17 protein-coding genes are annotated in these 15,618 nt (G+C 38.8%); 10 read left to right on the forward strand and 7 right to left on the reverse strand.

Going from position 1 to position 15,618, the window contains the following annotated elements:
- Nucleotides 1-308 precede the first annotated feature (308 nt).
- From cobA to cysI, 5 genes are all read left to right on the forward strand, one after another.
- Nucleotides 309-1,085, forward strand: a complete 777-nt coding sequence (gene cobA, locus ACIQ7N_RS09715; RefSeq protein ID WP_402931643.1) for a uroporphyrinogen-III C-methyltransferase — start codon at nucleotides 309-311, stop codon at nucleotides 1,083-1,085.
- A gap of 12 nt (nucleotides 1,086-1,097) precedes the next feature.
- Nucleotides 1,098-1,838 carry a sirohydrochlorin chelatase gene (locus ACIQ7N_RS09720; RefSeq protein ID WP_402931645.1) on the forward strand — a complete coding sequence of 247 codons (741 nt, stop codon included), beginning with the start codon at nucleotides 1,098-1,100 and terminating at the stop codon, nucleotides 1,836-1,838.
- A complete protein-coding gene (locus tag ACIQ7N_RS09725) occupies nucleotides 1,838-1,987 on the forward strand; it encodes a YezD family protein (protein ID WP_079561519.1) in 150 nt (49 codons plus the stop codon). The genes ACIQ7N_RS09720 and ACIQ7N_RS09725 overlap by 1 nt, the downstream gene beginning before the upstream one ends.
- Nucleotides 1,988-2,118: 131 nt before the next feature.
- Nucleotides 2,119-3,903 (forward strand): assimilatory sulfite reductase (NADPH) flavoprotein subunit, encoded by a 1,785-nt coding sequence (locus ACIQ7N_RS09730; protein WP_402931647.1) that lies wholly within the window; start codon nucleotides 2,119-2,121, stop codon nucleotides 3,901-3,903.
- An 86-nt stretch (nucleotides 3,904-3,989) separates the two neighbouring features.
- Complete coding sequence (cysI, locus tag ACIQ7N_RS09735; protein ID WP_402931649.1) at nucleotides 3,990-5,711, forward strand: assimilatory sulfite reductase (NADPH) hemoprotein subunit; 1,722 nt, start codon at nucleotides 3,990-3,992, stop codon at nucleotides 5,709-5,711.
- Nucleotides 5,712-5,749: 38 nt separating this feature from the next.
- Here the strand turns inward: cysI and ACIQ7N_RS09740 are convergent, their stop codons facing one another.
- Genes ACIQ7N_RS09740 through ACIQ7N_RS09755 form a run of 4 tightly spaced genes read right to left on the reverse strand, consistent with a single transcriptional unit; the run spans nucleotide 5,750 to nucleotide 9,616 of the window.
- The gene (locus ACIQ7N_RS09740; RefSeq protein ID WP_132361728.1) at nucleotides 5,750-6,820 is read right to left on the reverse strand and encodes a sulfate/molybdate ABC transporter ATP-binding protein; all 1,071 of its coding nucleotides are present in this window, start codon (nucleotides 6,818-6,820) and stop codon (nucleotides 5,750-5,752) included.
- 16 nt (nucleotides 6,821-6,836) lie between these two features.
- A complete protein-coding gene (gene cysW / locus ACIQ7N_RS09745; protein WP_402931651.1) occupies nucleotides 6,837-7,712 on the reverse strand; it encodes a sulfate ABC transporter permease subunit CysW in 876 nt (291 codons plus the stop codon).
- A 9-nt stretch (nucleotides 7,713-7,721) separates the two neighbouring features.
- Complete coding sequence (cysT, locus tag ACIQ7N_RS09750; RefSeq protein ID WP_402931653.1) at nucleotides 7,722-8,555, reverse strand: sulfate ABC transporter permease subunit CysT; 834 nt, start codon at nucleotides 8,553-8,555, stop codon at nucleotides 7,722-7,724.
- 11 nt (nucleotides 8,556-8,566) lie between these two features.
- Nucleotides 8,567-9,616, reverse strand: coding sequence for a sulfate ABC transporter substrate-binding protein (locus tag ACIQ7N_RS09755; protein ID WP_402931655.1), 1,050 nt, complete (start codon nucleotides 9,614-9,616; stop codon nucleotides 8,567-8,569).
- A gap of 503 nt (nucleotides 9,617-10,119) precedes the next feature.
- Between ACIQ7N_RS09755 and ACIQ7N_RS09760 the strand changes: the two genes are divergently transcribed.
- The 5 genes from ACIQ7N_RS09760 (at nucleotide 10,120) to ACIQ7N_RS09780 (ending at nucleotide 14,457) form a co-directional block, all read left to right on the forward strand.
- Nucleotides 10,120-10,821, forward strand: a complete 702-nt coding sequence (locus tag ACIQ7N_RS09760; RefSeq protein WP_248716986.1) for a phosphoadenylyl-sulfate reductase — start codon at nucleotides 10,120-10,122, stop codon at nucleotides 10,819-10,821.
- Between the two features lie 12 nt (nucleotides 10,822-10,833).
- Nucleotides 10,834-11,898, forward strand: coding sequence for a sulfate permease (locus ACIQ7N_RS09765; RefSeq protein WP_402931657.1), 1,065 nt, complete (start codon nucleotides 10,834-10,836; stop codon nucleotides 11,896-11,898).
- A gap of 222 nt (nucleotides 11,899-12,120) precedes the next feature.
- Nucleotides 12,121-13,260, forward strand: coding sequence for a sulfate adenylyltransferase (gene sat / locus ACIQ7N_RS09770; RefSeq protein ID WP_402931659.1), 1,140 nt, complete (start codon nucleotides 12,121-12,123; stop codon nucleotides 13,258-13,260).
- Nucleotides 13,257-13,853 carry an adenylyl-sulfate kinase gene (gene cysC / locus ACIQ7N_RS09775; RefSeq protein WP_402931661.1) on the forward strand — a complete coding sequence of 199 codons (597 nt, stop codon included), beginning with the start codon at nucleotides 13,257-13,259 and terminating at the stop codon, nucleotides 13,851-13,853. Before sat ends, cysC begins: the two co-directional genes overlap by 4 nt.
- Nucleotides 13,854-13,986: 133 nt before the next feature.
- A complete protein-coding gene (locus ACIQ7N_RS09780; protein ID WP_402931663.1) occupies nucleotides 13,987-14,457 on the forward strand; it encodes a GNAT family N-acetyltransferase in 471 nt (156 codons plus the stop codon).
- Nucleotides 14,458-14,505: 48 nt separating this feature from the next.
- Here the strand turns inward: ACIQ7N_RS09780 and mnhG are convergent, their stop codons facing one another.
- From mnhG to ACIQ7N_RS09795, 3 genes are read right to left on the reverse strand one after another with little or no spacing between them, the layout of a single operon-like run.
- Nucleotides 14,506-14,874, reverse strand: a complete 369-nt coding sequence (gene mnhG / locus ACIQ7N_RS09785) for a monovalent cation/H(+) antiporter subunit G (protein ID WP_132361712.1) — start codon at nucleotides 14,872-14,874, stop codon at nucleotides 14,506-14,508.
- Nucleotides 14,858-15,139 (reverse strand): Na(+)/H(+) antiporter subunit F1, encoded by a 282-nt coding sequence (locus tag ACIQ7N_RS09790; protein ID WP_132361711.1) that lies wholly within the window; start codon nucleotides 15,137-15,139, stop codon nucleotides 14,858-14,860. The genes mnhG and ACIQ7N_RS09790 overlap by 17 nt, the downstream gene beginning before the upstream one ends.
- On the reverse strand, nucleotides 15,136-15,615 hold the full coding sequence (locus ACIQ7N_RS09795; RefSeq protein WP_132361710.1) for a Na+/H+ antiporter subunit E: 480 nt from the start codon (nucleotides 15,613-15,615) through the stop codon (nucleotides 15,136-15,138). The genes ACIQ7N_RS09790 and ACIQ7N_RS09795 overlap by 4 nt, the downstream gene beginning before the upstream one ends.
- Between the last annotated feature and the right edge of the window lie 3 nt (nucleotides 15,616-15,618).

The raw sequence follows: 15,618 nt of genomic DNA on the forward strand, positions 1-15,618 counted from the left end.
TGTTGCTGTCGCTGCGTTAGCACTACGCTTTCGCACAGAAAGCCTAAGCACAAAGACGATTCTGAACGCAAATATGCCGAGGCATATTTGATTAAGTAAAAATAAATAAAAATCATTTTTTAGGCACTAAATAATGTATTGACAGAATATACTATATTATTTATTATTCTTATTGTATTACTAAGAATTAAATACGTAGCTGACTAGAAAACTAGAGGCTCATATTATTCACAGGCATTGCTTTGCCTATGGATAATATGAGTCTCTTTTTTCTATCTTAAGCAAGAAAAAAGAGGGAGTGAAATCAAATGGGAAAAGTTTTTATAGTGGGTGCTGGTCCTGGCGATGTGGATCTTATCACGGTAAAAGGATTACGGTGTATCGAATGTGCTGATGTCATCCTATATGACAGACTCATCAATAAGAATCTACTATCCTATGCTAAACGAGAGGCTAAGCTTATCTTTTGTGGTAAGCTGCCTCAGCGGCACGCTATGATCCAAGAGCAAATTAATCAATCACTTGTCAGCTATGCACAGCAAGGATTGATTGTAACAAGATTAAAGGGAGGCGACCCATTCGTTTTTGGAAGGGGGGCTGAGGAAGCAGAGGTGCTAGCTCAGCATAATATTCCATTTGAAATTGTGCCTGGCATTACTTCTGGGATAGCAGCGCCTGCTTATGCAGGGATTCCTGTTACACATCGTGACTTAAGCTCAAGTTTTGCAGTGGTCACTGGGCATATGAGAGAGGGCAAGGATGATACTATTCAATGGGAAAGTCTGGCAAAAGGAATCGATACGATTGCTATATATATGGGGGTCGGTAACCTTCCCTATATCCGTCAACAGCTACTCAAGTATGGGCGTGATAAAGAAACACCGATAGCACTCATCCATTGGGGTACATTTTCGCAACAAAAAACAGTTACAGGAACTTTAGCTAATATTGAAGAACTAGTACAGCGTGAAAATATCCAAAATCCAAGCATAATTGTAGTAGGAAAAGTTGTTACTTTGAGGGAAACAATTCAATGGTTTGAGCAAAACATTCCGCAGCCACATCTAGTGGAAGCTTCTGTGTAAGGATGTGGATTCATGCAAGCTATTTTATATGTCGCTCATGGAAGTAGAGTAAAGGCAGGCGTGGAGCAAGCAAAAATCTTTCTTAAGAGTGTACAACAGGACATTGAAATACCGATTCAAGAAATTTGTTTTTTAGAGCTTGCGACGCCGACAATTGCAGATGGAATAGCAAGCTGTATTAACAGAGGGGCTACAGCTATAGCGATCGTGCCTATTTTATTGCTTGCTGCTCAGCATGCAAAGCACGATATTCCAAGTGAGATTGATAAAGCAAAAAAACAGCATCCACAAGTGCGATTTACATACGGTGAACCACTTGGTGTCCATGAATTATTAATTGATACACTACAAACTAGAACTTTAGAAGCAAAGTACCCTACTAACGATGCAAGTGTTTTACTTATAGGTCGTGGGAGTAGTGATCCTGCAGTAAAGAGTGATTTAGAAAAAATTGCAACAAGATTGCGTGATAAATATGCCTATGAAGCAGTAGACACATGCTTTTTATATGGAGTGGGTCCTACATTTGAAGATTGGATACAACAAGAAAAGAATAGGATCCATCCAGTGTTTATAGTGCCGTATTTGTTATTTACCGGGATTTTGCGCCAAAGTATAGCAAGGCAATTACAAGAGTATGAGAATAAGAACGTTATTTTATGTGAAAGTTTAGGCTATGACGACAATGTAAGGGAAGTTTTAGTGGAACGTATTTGTCAATTATTAAAAATTACTAAGGAAGGTGTTTTGTAATGGTAGATAAAAGGACCGAAAATGTAAATCTAGCATTAGATAATGTCCGCCAAATTTTAAATACTGTAAACCACGGATCGATTACATTGATTGTGCAAAATTCCTATGTGGTTCAAATTGAAAAGAAGGAAAAAATACGACTTCGATAATGTTAACTTTTCTCGGTAAATGTATGGTGATAAATCATCAGCAAATGACCTTGAAAATAGTTGTGAAATACAACCAAAATCAAACAAATAATCAAGATTAGAAATTGAGACTAAAACGTGAGGTGGCAAGATTGAAACTACAAGTAGTTAATAGTCCATTTAATGAGGAGCAGGTAAAGCTGTTAAATGAGCTGCTTCCTAAACTAACAGGAGAACAGAGGATTTGGTTAAACGGCTATTTAAGCGCACCACTAGCAACTATTGATTCTGTTGTCGAAGAAGCAACACCGATAGTAAAAACAAGCACCAAAACCGTGACGATTTTATATGGTTCACAAACAGGCAATAGCCAGGGGTTAGCTGAAAAATATGCCTTAGCTTTGAAAGATAACGATGTCGACGTAACCATTGCATCGTTAGCAACGTTTAAGCCAAATAATTTAAAAAAGGTAGCAAATCTTTTGCTCATTGTTAGCACGCATGGGGAAGGGGATCCGCCTGATCAAGCGATACAGTTCTACGATTTTTTGCATAGTAAGCGTGCTCCTAATTTAAAGCATCTTCATTATTCTGTATTGGCCTTAGGAGATAGTTCTTATAAATTTTTCTGTAAAACAGGAAAGGATTTTGATGAACAGCTTGCCAAATTAGGGGCAACTTTAATCGTCCCTCGCACAGATTGTGATGTAGATTATGATGACTCGGCTGCACAATGGTTCTCTGCTGTTCAGCAGGCGTTGTTGCAACAGACCGATATAGCTGCTACGACTACACAACATCAGACAGTACAAGGAGGCACTACATATTCCCGTAAAAATCCGTTTTATGCAGAAGTACTTGAAAACATTAATTTAAACGGCCGCGGATCAAATAAAGAAACACGTCATATTGAATTATCCATCGAAGGTGCCAGTTTCCATTTCGAACCAGGAGATAGCATCGGTATTCAACCAGATAATGATAAAAAGCTAGTAGATGCTTTAATCACAGCGTTACAGTTTGATCCACAAACGGAAGTAACCGTCTTCGAAGAAACGCTACCATTAAAGGATGCATTACAAAAAAAGTTAGAAATTACGGTACTATCAAAGCCGTTGTTACAAAAAATTGGTGCCTATACGGTCCATCAGGAATTTGCAAAGCTACTTGAAGACTCTAATTCATGGAAGGACTATGCCAAGGGAAGAGACTTACTTGACGTTGTGCAAGACTTTGCACCATTTATATGGGATGCGCAGCAATTTGTAGATTTACTACGTAAAATTCCAGCACGTCTATATTCTATTGCTAGTAGTCAGAAGGCAAATAGTGAAGAAGTACATTTAACAATTGGAAAAGTAAGCTATGAGACGAATGGACGACAACGTCTTGGTGTTTGCTCTGGAAGTGTAGCGGAACGTATTCAAATTGGAGATACACTACCGATTTATGTTCATAAAAATCCGAACTTTAGACTACCAGAGCATAAGGACACACCGATTATTATGATTGGTGCTGGCACAGGTGTAGCCCCGTATCGTGCATTTTTGGAGGAGCGTGAGGAATTAGGGATCGAAGGAAAAGCGTGGCTAATTTTGGGTGATCAACATTTTGTCACAGACTTCCTTTATCAAACGGATTGGCAGCGTTGGCTTGCTTCAGGCACGCTCAGTCAAATGCATGTCGCCTTTTCCCGTGATACAGATAGAAAAATATATGTTCAACATAAAATCGAGGAAAATGCTGTCGCCTTTTATGAATGGCTAGAGCAAGGAGCAGTCATTTATGTCTGTGGCGATAAAAAATCGATGGCTGCTGATGTTGATGCAACAATACTTCGCGTTATTGAACAACAGGGACAAAAAACGCCAGAGGAAGCTAAAGCCTTTGTTCAAGAGCTAAAACGGCAGAAACGCTATCAACGTGACGTTTATTAACTTCTTTCGGCAAATGTTTTATGTAGCGAAAGTGAAACGACAGCTACAATTATGCCAGGCATAATTGATTAAAGGAGCGATAACAAATGACAGGAAAAATAATTTTACCCCCACAACCAGGGAAGCCTAGTGATGTAGAACGTATTAAAACCGACAGTAATTATCTACGCGGAACATTAGAGCGTACGATGAACAATCCATTAAGCTCAGGTATTCCAGAGGATGATAATCGTCTAATGAAGTTCCATGGTAGTTATTTACAAGATGACCGAGATCTTCGAAATGAACGTCAGCGTCAAAAGCTTGAGCCTGCCTATCAATTTATGGTGCGTGTACGTACACCGGGCGGAGCAGCTACCCCAGCACAATGGCTAGTAATGGATGAAATGGCAAGAAAGTATGGTAACGGCTCCTTAAAATTAACGACACGTCAGGCATTCCAAGTGCACGGCATTTTAAAATGGAACGTTAAAAAATATATGCAGGAAATTAATGAGGTGTTATTAGATTCGCTTGCTGCCTGCGGAGATGTGAACCGTAATGTCATGTGTAATGTAAATCCCAATCAATCCGCATTACATGAGGAAGTCTATAATTGGTCTGTAAAATTAAGTGAGCATTTATTACCTAGAACAAAGGCTTACCATGAACTATGGCTAGATGGTGAAAAGGTAGTTGACACTCAGGATGAAGAAATTGAACCTATATACGGTGCGCAATATTTGCCACGTAAATTTAAAATTGGTATTGCTGTTCCACCAAGTAATGATGTGGACGTATTCTCACAAGATATAGGGTTAATTGCAATTGTTGAGGAGGGTAAGCTAATAGGCTTTAACGTAGCAGTTGGCGGAGGGATGGGCATGACACATGGCGATCATGAAACATACCCACAGCTTGCACGTATAATTGGCTTTATTACACCTGATAAACTATTGGAAACGGCGGAGAAAATTATTACGATTCAGCGTGATTATGGAAATCGTTCGGTGCGTAAAAATGCACGTTTTAAATATACCATTGACGCTAGAGGACTTGAATGGTTTAACGAAGAACTAACACGTCGTCTAGGCTGGGGTTTTCAGGAGGCGCGTCCATTTACCTTTGATCGTACAGGTGATGAGTTTGGCTGGGTAAAAGGTGCAGGAGGCCAATGGCATTATACATTATTTATTCAAAATGGTCGTATTAAGGACTTTGAAAATTATGAACTACTAACAGGATTACGAGAAATTGCGAAGGTGCATACGGGTGATTTCCGCTTAACGCCAAACCAAAATTTAATGATTAGTAATGTAATGCCGCAAAAGAAGAAAAAAATCGCTGCTATTATTGAGCAATACAAGCTTACAGATGGTGCACACTATTCTGCCTTGCGTCGTAATTCGATTGCTTGCGTATCGTTACCAACATGTGGTTTAGCGATGGCAGAAGCAGAGCGTTACTTGCCTTCCCTTATTACAAAAATTGAAACAATCATCGATGAAGCAGGCTTAAATGATACAGAAATTGTTATTCGTATGTCAGGCTGTCCGAATGGTTGTTCTCGTGCAGCAATGGCTGAAATTGGCTTTATCGGTAAAGGTCCAGGGAAATATAATATGTATTTAGGCGCAAGCTTTACTGGTGATCGTCTTAATAAAATATACCGTGAAAATATAGGTGAGGAGGAAATATTGACGGAGCTTCGTCCAATCCTTCTACACTATGCGAAGGAACGTCTAGAGGGCGAGCATTTCGGTGATTTTGTTATACGTACGGGTTATGTAACAGCTGTTTACGACGGACGAGATTTTCATCATAAATAAAATAAGCCATGTAGCAAAGAAATTGCTACACGGCTTTTTTAAATGGAAAAGTCCTCTGGGATAAAAACTTTTAATTGCTTTGGTTTGACAAATACATGGTCACCAACCTTAAGCTGAAGATTAGTAAATTGCTCCTTAGTCAGTTCTGCCTCTAAAAATTCATCTATATCTTCACGACGCAGCTCAATCTGCACGATAGGTCCGAGCAAATGAATATGGCTAACTTTGACGGGGACGGTGCCAGATTTGTTAGTTTTCTCAATATGAATATCATGGGGACGTACATAGCCTACTGCATGACCCTCTGGATGTTCTAGTACACCAGGTACATCAATCGCAAATTCACCATGCAGGAGCATACCATTTTGTAACCGTCCTTTAAAGAGATTTACATTACCTAAAAAATCATACACGAAAGGACTCTTTGGGTTTGTGTATACGTCGTCTGGACTACCAATTTGCTCTATCTTGCCGTTGTTCATTACGACAATTCGGTCTGCAACATCAAGTGCCTCTTCCTGATCGTGTGTGACAAAAATGCTTGTAATATGAAAATCATCGTGAAGCTTTCGAAGCCAACGACGCAATTCCTTGCGCACTTTAGCATCCAGTGCTCCAAAAGGTTCATCTAATAGAAGCACCTTGGGCTCCACTGCGAGAGCTCTAGCAAGCGCAACACGCTGACGTTGCCCACCTGATAGCTGAGTTGGGTAACGATCAGAAAAATTATCTAGTTTGACGAGTCGTAGAAGCTCCATCACTTTGCTCTTTATTTCTAATTTAGACGGTCTTGTTTTACGGGGGCGTACTTTAAGACCGTAAGCGACATTGTCAAAAACTGTCATGTGGCGAAAAAGGGCATAATGCTGGAATACAAAGCCTACATTTCGCTCCTTTGGATGCCGATCTATCATCGATTGACCATCAAATAAAATCTCGCCAACATCTGACGTTTCAAGTCCAGCAATAACGCGTAGTAAGGAAGTTTTGCCAGAACCAGATGGGCCGAGAAGGGCAACCAGTTCCCCTGATTGAATATGAAGTGAAACATCTTCTAAAGCTTGAAAGGAACCGAATTTTTTAGATACATTGTTAATTTGAATGCTCATGCTGACAATACCTCCTTTAAACGGATTTGGATTTCCAAGCAATAATATCTTTAACGATAAGTGTCATAATGGCGATCACACTCATCAGTGAAGCAACGGCGAAGGCTGCTGCAAATTGGTATTCATTGTATAAAATTTCAATATGAAGGGGCATTGTATTTGTCATTCCTCGAATATGCCCTGATACGACAGAAACGGCACCAAATTCACCAATTGCCCGAGCATTACATAGTATCAGACCGTATAATAAGCCCCATTTGATATTTGGCAATGTCACATGCCAAAATGTTTTAAAACCATTGGCACCAAGTGAAATGGACGCCTCCTCCTCAGAAGTGCCTTGTGCTTGCATAAGAGGAATAAGCTCCCGTGCAACAAAAGGCAATGTAACAAAGACAGTAGCAAGGATAATACCAGGTAGCGCAAAAACAATTTTAATGTCATGGTCAAATAGCCAATCCCCAAATAGTCCTTGTGAGCCAAATAACAAAATAAATACTAAACCCGCAATAACAGGAGATACTGCAAAAGGGAGATCGACGATTGTCAGTAATAGATTTTTTCCTTTAAAGTTGAACTTTGTTAAAGCCCAAGCAGCCATAACGCCAAAGATTGCGTTTAATGGTACTGCAATCGCGACGACAGTTAAAGTTAATTTTATAGCTGCCAATGCATCTGGATGTGTGATAGCTGCTACATATACGTCTACCCCTTTTTGAAAGGCGGTAAAAAAAATTGATACTAGTGGCAGTACAATGAAAAATGCTAAAAAAGCTAGCGCAATAAAAGTTAGCGTATATCGGACAAAGCGAGGCTCTTGTAAGGCAGCGGACTTTGTCACTGCATTATTTTTTACAGGAGCAACTTGCTGTATAAATGTAGACTGTTCCATAAATACCTCCTAATGTACAAAGCGACGATTTACCAGCCATTGTATAAAATTAATGCTAAATAGTAGGATGAAGGAAGTGACAAGCATTACTACTGCAATAGCGGTTGCACCAGCATAGTCATATTGCTCGAGCTTAGTCATAATAATTAATGGCGTAATTTCAGTCTTCATCGGCATATTGCCGGCGATAAAAACAACAGAACCGTACTCTCCTAATGCACGTGCAAATGCTAATGAAAAACCTGTTAAAATGGCAGGAGCAAGCTCTGGAAAAATAACTTTACGAAAGGTTTGTAAACGAGTTGCTCCAAGACTTGCAGAGGCTTCCTCAACCTCGGTACTAATATTTTGTAAAACAGGCTGCACAGTACGGACGACAAATGGTAGCCCGATAAATGTAAGAGCAATGATAATGCCGAGTGGCGTATAGGCAATTTTAAAATTAAAAAATTGACCAATCCAACCATTTGGCGCATAGAGTGACGTTAAAGCAATTCCTGCCACAGCAGTAGGCAAAGCAAAGGGTAAATCGACAAGTCCATCAATGATTCGTTTAAATGGAAAGTGATAGCGCACAAGCACCCAAGCTATGATAGTGCCAAAAATAACATTTAGTAAACCAGCAGTGAACGCTGTACTAAAGCTTACCTTATAAGAAGCAGTAGCACGAGGAGCGGTCACTATATCAACAAACTCTGCCCAGCTTAAGGACATTGTATGAATAAAAATCATAGATAGTGGCAATAAGACTAGCAAGCTAACATATAACATAGTGTAGCCAAGTGAAAGGTGGAAACCTGGAATAATGCGGCGTGTCGTTTTATTTACAGTTAAAATACTCATGACATGCCTCCTTATTGAGGTACATAAATTTCATCGAATGTACCACCGTCTTTAAAATGCTTCGCTTGTGCTTCTGCCCAACCACCAAAATCATCAATTGAAACGAGTTCAAGTTTTGGAAATTGCTCTTGATATTTTGCTAGAATTTTTTCATTTCGTGGTCGATAGTAATTTTTTGCAGCAATTTCTTGACCCCGTTCACTATATAAATACTTTAAATAAGCCTCTGCTACTTCACGTGTGCCTTTTTTATCAACGATTTTGTCAACGATTGCGACAGGTGGCTCGGCTAAAATACTTAAAGAAGGTGTAATGATATCAAACTCGTCACCCAATTCATTGAGCGATAAATGTGCTTCATTTTCCCATGCTATTAAGACGTCACCAATTTTACGTTCAACAAATGTTGTTGTCGCACCGCGTGCACCAGAATCTAGTACTTCTACATTGCTATAGAGAGCTTTCATAAATTCCTTTATTTTTGCCTCATCATTTTTATATAATTTCCCTGCATAGGCCCAAGCGGCTAAATAATTCCAACGTGCACCACCAGATGTTTTAGGATTTGGTGTGATGACAGATACATCATTTTTAATTAAATCATTCCAGTCTTTAATACCCTTTGGATTGCCTTTACGTACTAAAAAGGCAATAGTCGATGTATAAGGTGTTGAGTTATTTTCAAATTCTGTTTGCCAATCTTTATTTAATAGGCCTCGAGCTTGTGCAATCTCATCAATATCGTAAGCTAGTGCTAGCGTAACAACATCTGCCTCTAGACCATCAATTACAGCTCGCCCCTGTTTACCAGAGCCTCCATGTGATTGTTTTATCGTTACATCTTGACCAGTTTCATCCTTCCATTTTTTTATAAAATCTTTGTTGAATTCCTCATAAAGCTCACGTGTTGGATCATAGGATACATTTAATAGTTCTACAGGTTTTTTGGATTCCTGAGCCCCTGTATTCTTCTCTGAAGAGCTACTGCCGCAACCGGTTAATAGTAGAGCTAATGTAGATAAAAGTGCTAACGATTGGAGAAAATATTTCCTTTTTTTCATAAAAAATCGCTCCTTTTTTGTCTAGAGATTACAAAAGGCCATCTACCGGTACGATGTATAATCGTCATAAGTAGATGGCCTTCAGATACTCTGATCAGCATTTTATATTGGTTTGGTTCAAAGCTTAGTTATACATTAAACATATATTTCCTATTAGTCAACAAGGAATTTAAAAATTTGGCTTTTGACCATCATTATATACGAGAATGCAATGTAAAATGTAGGCTCATTGAAATGAATTTTTTTCTGAAAGCCTAGTTGACTACTAGGTGTACTTTAGTATATATTTGGTAATAAGGAAAAATGATTGTAGATTGAAGTAGTGTTGGACACTCGCTAATAAGTGACTAAAACTGCATTCATCTCAACACCTATAGAGGTTTCTGTAGTTGAAAGAAATTAAATAATGAGCTGGCTAGTCAAACTAGAGGCGTTTTAACAAAGACATGTCTATAAATATGTCTTTCGTTAGAACGCCTCTTTTACGTTATAAGGAGGATTATATGCTAACATATGCAACTTGGCATGAGCCAACATTGAATTTTCAGGTAGACGAAACGTATAAGGCTGCACTAGAGGTTTTGCAGTGGAGTTATGCTGAATATGGTGAGGATATCGTCTATGCATGTAGCTTTGGGATTGAGGGAATTGTCTTGATTGACCTTATTTCAAAGGTAAAGCCTAATGCGAAGATTATCTTTTTAGATACAGATGTTCATTTTAAGGAAACATATGAAACGATTGATAAAGTAAAAGATAAATATCCGCAGCTGAACATTATTATGCAAAAACCAGCACTAACACTCGAACAACAAGCAACTGAATTCGGTGATGAATTATGGAAGTCTAATCCAAATAAATGCTGCGATATTCGCAAGATTGCGCCGTTACATGAAGCGTTAGCTGGAGCAAAGGCTTGGATTTCAGGTTTGCGTCGTGAACAATCACCAACCCGACAAAATATGAACTTTATCAATCTTGACGATAAATTTAAATCTATTAAAATTTGTCCACTCATTCATTGGACATGGAAAGATGTCTGGCGGTATGTTTCAAAGCATAATTTGCCATACAATCCGTTGCATGATAAAGGCTATCCAAGCATTGGCTGTGAGCATTGTACAAAACCAGTATTTACAATGGATGATTTACGTTCAGGCAGATGGCAGGGATCTGGTAAAACGGAGTGTGGATTACATGGGTAAGGGAGTTTTGCCATGCTTGAATATGTAGCAATAGCGATCAGTTTATTTTTTGCGATGAATATAGGTGCTAGTGGAGCAGCTGCCTCAATGGGAGTTGCTTATGGGGCTGGTGCCATCAAAAAAGCTTGGCAAGCACTGCTCATTTGTTCTGTGGGTGTTTTTACAGGAGCATTTCTTGGAGGTGGGGAGGTCGTAAAAACAATAAGCGCCGGTATCATGCCAAAGGAGTACATTACAGTAAAGATTGTCATAATTATTTTGATTTCTGCGACAAGCTCACTATTTATCGCTAATCTTTTAGGCATCCCATTATCGACAAGTGAAGTGACAGTAGGAGCAGTTGTAGGTGTAGGGATTGCCTATAAAGTGCTATATATTAAATCATTGCTTGTGATAGCATCATTTTGGGTAATAGTGCCAATCGTGGCGTTTGTCATTGCATTTGTCTTTGGAAAATGGCTGTATAAATTACGAGTCAATGGTTTGTTAAAAGATCATCCAATATTAACGTTTCTCCTTGTGTTTGCAGGATTTTTTGAAGCCTTTTCAGCAGGGATGAATAATGTAGCAAATGCAGTTGGACCTCTTGTTGGTGCAGGAATGATGCCTGTAACAACTGGAATATTGCTTGGTGGGGCATTCGTGGCGCTTGGGGCGTTGTTACTAGGAAAACGGGTGCTTGAAACAAACGGTAAAAAAATAATGCGCTTTGAAAAGGCAGAAGGGATATTAATATCGAGTACAGGTGCACTACTAGTCGGTATAAGTTCTATCTTTGGGCTTCCCGTACCGTTAACACAAGTAACATCCTCTTCGATTATCGGGATGGGGATGGCTAAAAACGGGAGACAAATTTTCCATAAGCATATTGTGAAAAAAATAATTCGAATTTGGATAGTCTCACCAATCCTTTCTTTAGCCATCTCCTATTTTTTAATACAACTATTTTTAGAGAAAGATGTCTATGCCATCGTATTAATTGGCAGTATCATTGTTGGAACACTGGGTGTCATCAGCTTAATGCGAACAATGCGTGAAGAAGAGCGCTCCATATACGATGCGGGTGAAGGAATATAAATACCGGATTACTTGAGAGACAGCCGATTATTTTTATAGGAGCTAATCCAATCAGACGTGAACCGATCACATTTGAAGGGGAGCTGATCCAATCAGAGGAATTACCGATTACCTCTGAAAAGAAGTTAATCAATCGCAGAAGCCTCAATTTGCCCAAGGCTAAAAATTAAAAAAATATGCAAATAAAACTAAGTAATTCAATAGATCTAGGAGGGGATTTCGATGAGTTTACAACCACATGGTGGACTATTAGTGCAAGCCTTTAATCCAGAGAAGGAAGTAACGCATATAAATAAAGTTATTGAGCTTGATGCCATTGCGCTTAGTGATCTAGAGTTAATTGCTATCGGTGGTTATAGCCCAATTGAAGGCTTTTTAACACAGGAGGATTATGAATCAGTTGTTGAACATACACGTTTAGCGTCAGGCGTGGTATGGAGTATTCCGATTACATTACCTGTCGCAAAGGATGTAGCTGCAACATTGCAGTCCGGTGATGAGGCGAAATTAGTATATGGTGATGCTGTTTATGGCGTTATTGAAGTTGCTGATATTTATGAGCCAAATAAACGGAAAGAGGCGTTGTTAATATACGGCACGGAGGATATTGAGCATCCCGGTGTTAAAAAGATGCATGAACGCCCAAGTATTTATGTAGGTGGAAAAATTACATTAGTAAAACGTCTAGAGCAAAAGTTCCCAGCCTACTCATTCGATCCGTTTGAAACACGCCAGCTTTTTGCAGAAAGGGGCTGGAAAACAATTGTAGGCTTCCAAACACGGAATCCCGTGCATCGAGCACATGAATATATTCAAAAGGCGGCTCTTGAAACAATTGATGGATTATTTTTAAATCCACTAGTTGGAGAAACAAAATCAGACGATGTTTCAGCTGCCATTCGCATGGAAAGTTACGAAGTTTTACTACAAAATTATTATCCTGAAAATCGCGTGCAATTAGGTGTGTTTCCAGCTGCAATGCGTTATGCAGGCCCAAAGGAAGCTATCTTCCATGCACTTGTACGAAAAAATTATGGCTGTACGCACTTTATCGTTGGGCGTGACCATGCAGGTGTTGGTGATTACTATGGCACATACGATGCACAAAAAATCTTTGAACAATTTACGGAAGATGAATTAGGAATTATTCCATTAAAATTTGAGCATAGTTTCTACTGCAACAAATGTGAGGGCATGGCAACGACGAAAACATGTCCACATGATAGCTCAGTGCATGTTATTTTATCGGGTACCAAGGTACGTGAAATGTTACGTAACGGCGAATTGCCTCCAAGTACATTTAGCCGAAAAGAGGTTGTGGATGTACTAATTAAAGGAATGCGTAAGGAGGTTTTAAAGTGAGTTCAAATATCGTTTGGCATGAAGCTTCCATTACGAAAGAGGAGCGTCGCACACAAAACAAGCATCAAAGTTTTATTTTATGGTTCACCGGTTTATCAGCATCTGGGAAATCTTCTGTGGCAAACGCATTTGCACGCCGACTTTTTGAACGTGGCCATCAAGCATTCGTCTTAGATGGTGATAATGTTCGCCATGGCTTAAATAAGGATTTAGGATTTGATGAAGCTGGTCGAAAAGAAAATATTAGACGTATTGGAGAGGTATCTAAGCTTTTTGTGGAGAATGGACAAATTGTTCTAACTGCTTTTATTTCACCTTATCGAGAAGATCGTCAAGTTGTTCGTGAGCTTGTGGAAACAGGCGAATTTATAGAGGTATATGTGAATTGTTCGGTAGAAACGTGTGAAAAACGTGACCCAAAAGGTCTTTATAAAAAAGCACGTAATGCGGAAATTCCAAACTTTACTGGGGTTAGCGCACCCTATGAAGAACCGAAAAATCCAGAAATTATTTTAGACACAGAACTTTATTCTATCGAAGAATGCGTTGACCAGCTCACAGACATATTAACTTCAAAAGGATATATATACTAAATCTGTTTTCTTAAAGAATCTGCTTACTTATGATAAGCAGATTTTTTTAAATGGTAGATTTACCTATTTATTATAGAATTATTCCATATGTTGTGGGATGATTAAGTCATCATATGTTATAGGAGATGAAGAAATGAGCATACATATTCAACGATTAACGGAGGATGTTGTAAACCAAAAATTATTATATGAAATATTGGAGCTATGGAATGAAAATGCCATAGAAACTGCAGATTGTGAATTAGGGGAGAGTGAAAGGAAGGGTATTCAAGAACAACTAGAACAATATATTCAATCAAAATATGGGGCCATTTATATAGCAACTGATGAAAATAATGCAATGATGGGTTTTGGGATGGCTTCGATCAAAAAGGATTTTATTTTCGATATGAACTATGGTCAAATAGACGAGATTTATGTAGTGCCAGTGTATAGAAGACAGAAGGTTGCTAAACGTCTAGTAGATGATTTAGTACATTGGTTTAATGACGAACATGATACTACTGTAGTAAATGTTTATGTAGATTTAGAAAATGACCTAGCACTAAACTTTTGGGAAGGCATTGGCTTAGAGAAGGAATTTTTTATGCTATCAAATAACTAAAAAAAGTGGCCAATGAAGTTTATTCATTGGCCAACTTTTTTGGAAAAGTTATTTTATGCCTTGTTCCTTTTTCATCCGATCAATTTCAGGTCCCAGCTCGTCGTGTATTGTGCCTTTCCAAGGCTTTACACCAGCAATGTACGAGGAGCGAGTCATAATATGCCCTCCAACAGGACCTGTGATGAACAGGAATAGTATACCAAGCAAAATGCGTGGATTAAAGTGATCTTCAATAAGCCAGAAGTGAAAGAATACGCCGATAAGTACGCACATGACACCAAGCGTTGCACTTTTTGAAGCAGCGTGCGCACGTGTGTACAAATCAGGTAAACGGACAAGACCTATGGCTGTCACGACAATAAATAGCACCCCTACAGAAATAAAAAAGATAACTAAACTATTAGCGAGAATTGTCACGTTTAATGATATCTCCTTTCTCTATGAATTTAGAGAAAGCAACCGTACCGATAAACGATAAGATCGCTAACAGTAATATAATCTCCAGGAAGAAGCTTGTTTCAACCAATACTGAAAACAGTGCAATGAGCGAGATGACTGATACACCTAATGAATCCAATGCTACTACACGATCGGATGCAGAAGGACCTTTAACCATTCGATAAATGACTGCAATCATTGATAAGCAAATCACTACAATCGAAGCAATAATAAATGTTGTCATGATTTACTCACCTCCAAAATCGCTTTTTCAAATGAATCTCGAATTGCTGTAATTGCTTCATCGACATCACTCATGTCAATCGCATGTACATACAAAGTTTTTGCATCATCAGATACGTGCACTACTACAGTACCAGGTGTTAACGTAATGAGACTCGATAATAATGTAATTTCCCATTCTTGTGTTAACACAGTCGGATAGGCAAAGAACGCAGGTTGCATATCCAACTTAGGCTTTAATACCACTCGAAGAACTTGTACATTCGCTAACACTAACTCCTTTAAAAAGAGTAATGTCAACTTAATGATTGCCCATATGCGGTAGACGTAAAGACGGGTAGTAAAAAATCTACGCATAATAATGAGCAATATAATACCGAGAATAAACCCAATGATAAAGCCTGTTGCTGTGTAATTAGAAGAAAGGAACATCCAAACGAAGGCAAGTACAACATTTAAAATAATTTGAAATGCCATATC

Origin of the sequence: Lysinibacillus sp. NPDC095746, from assembly GCF_044763535.1 — a bacterium.
Classification (GTDB): Bacteria; Bacillota; Bacilli; order Bacillales_A; family Planococcaceae; genus Lysinibacillus.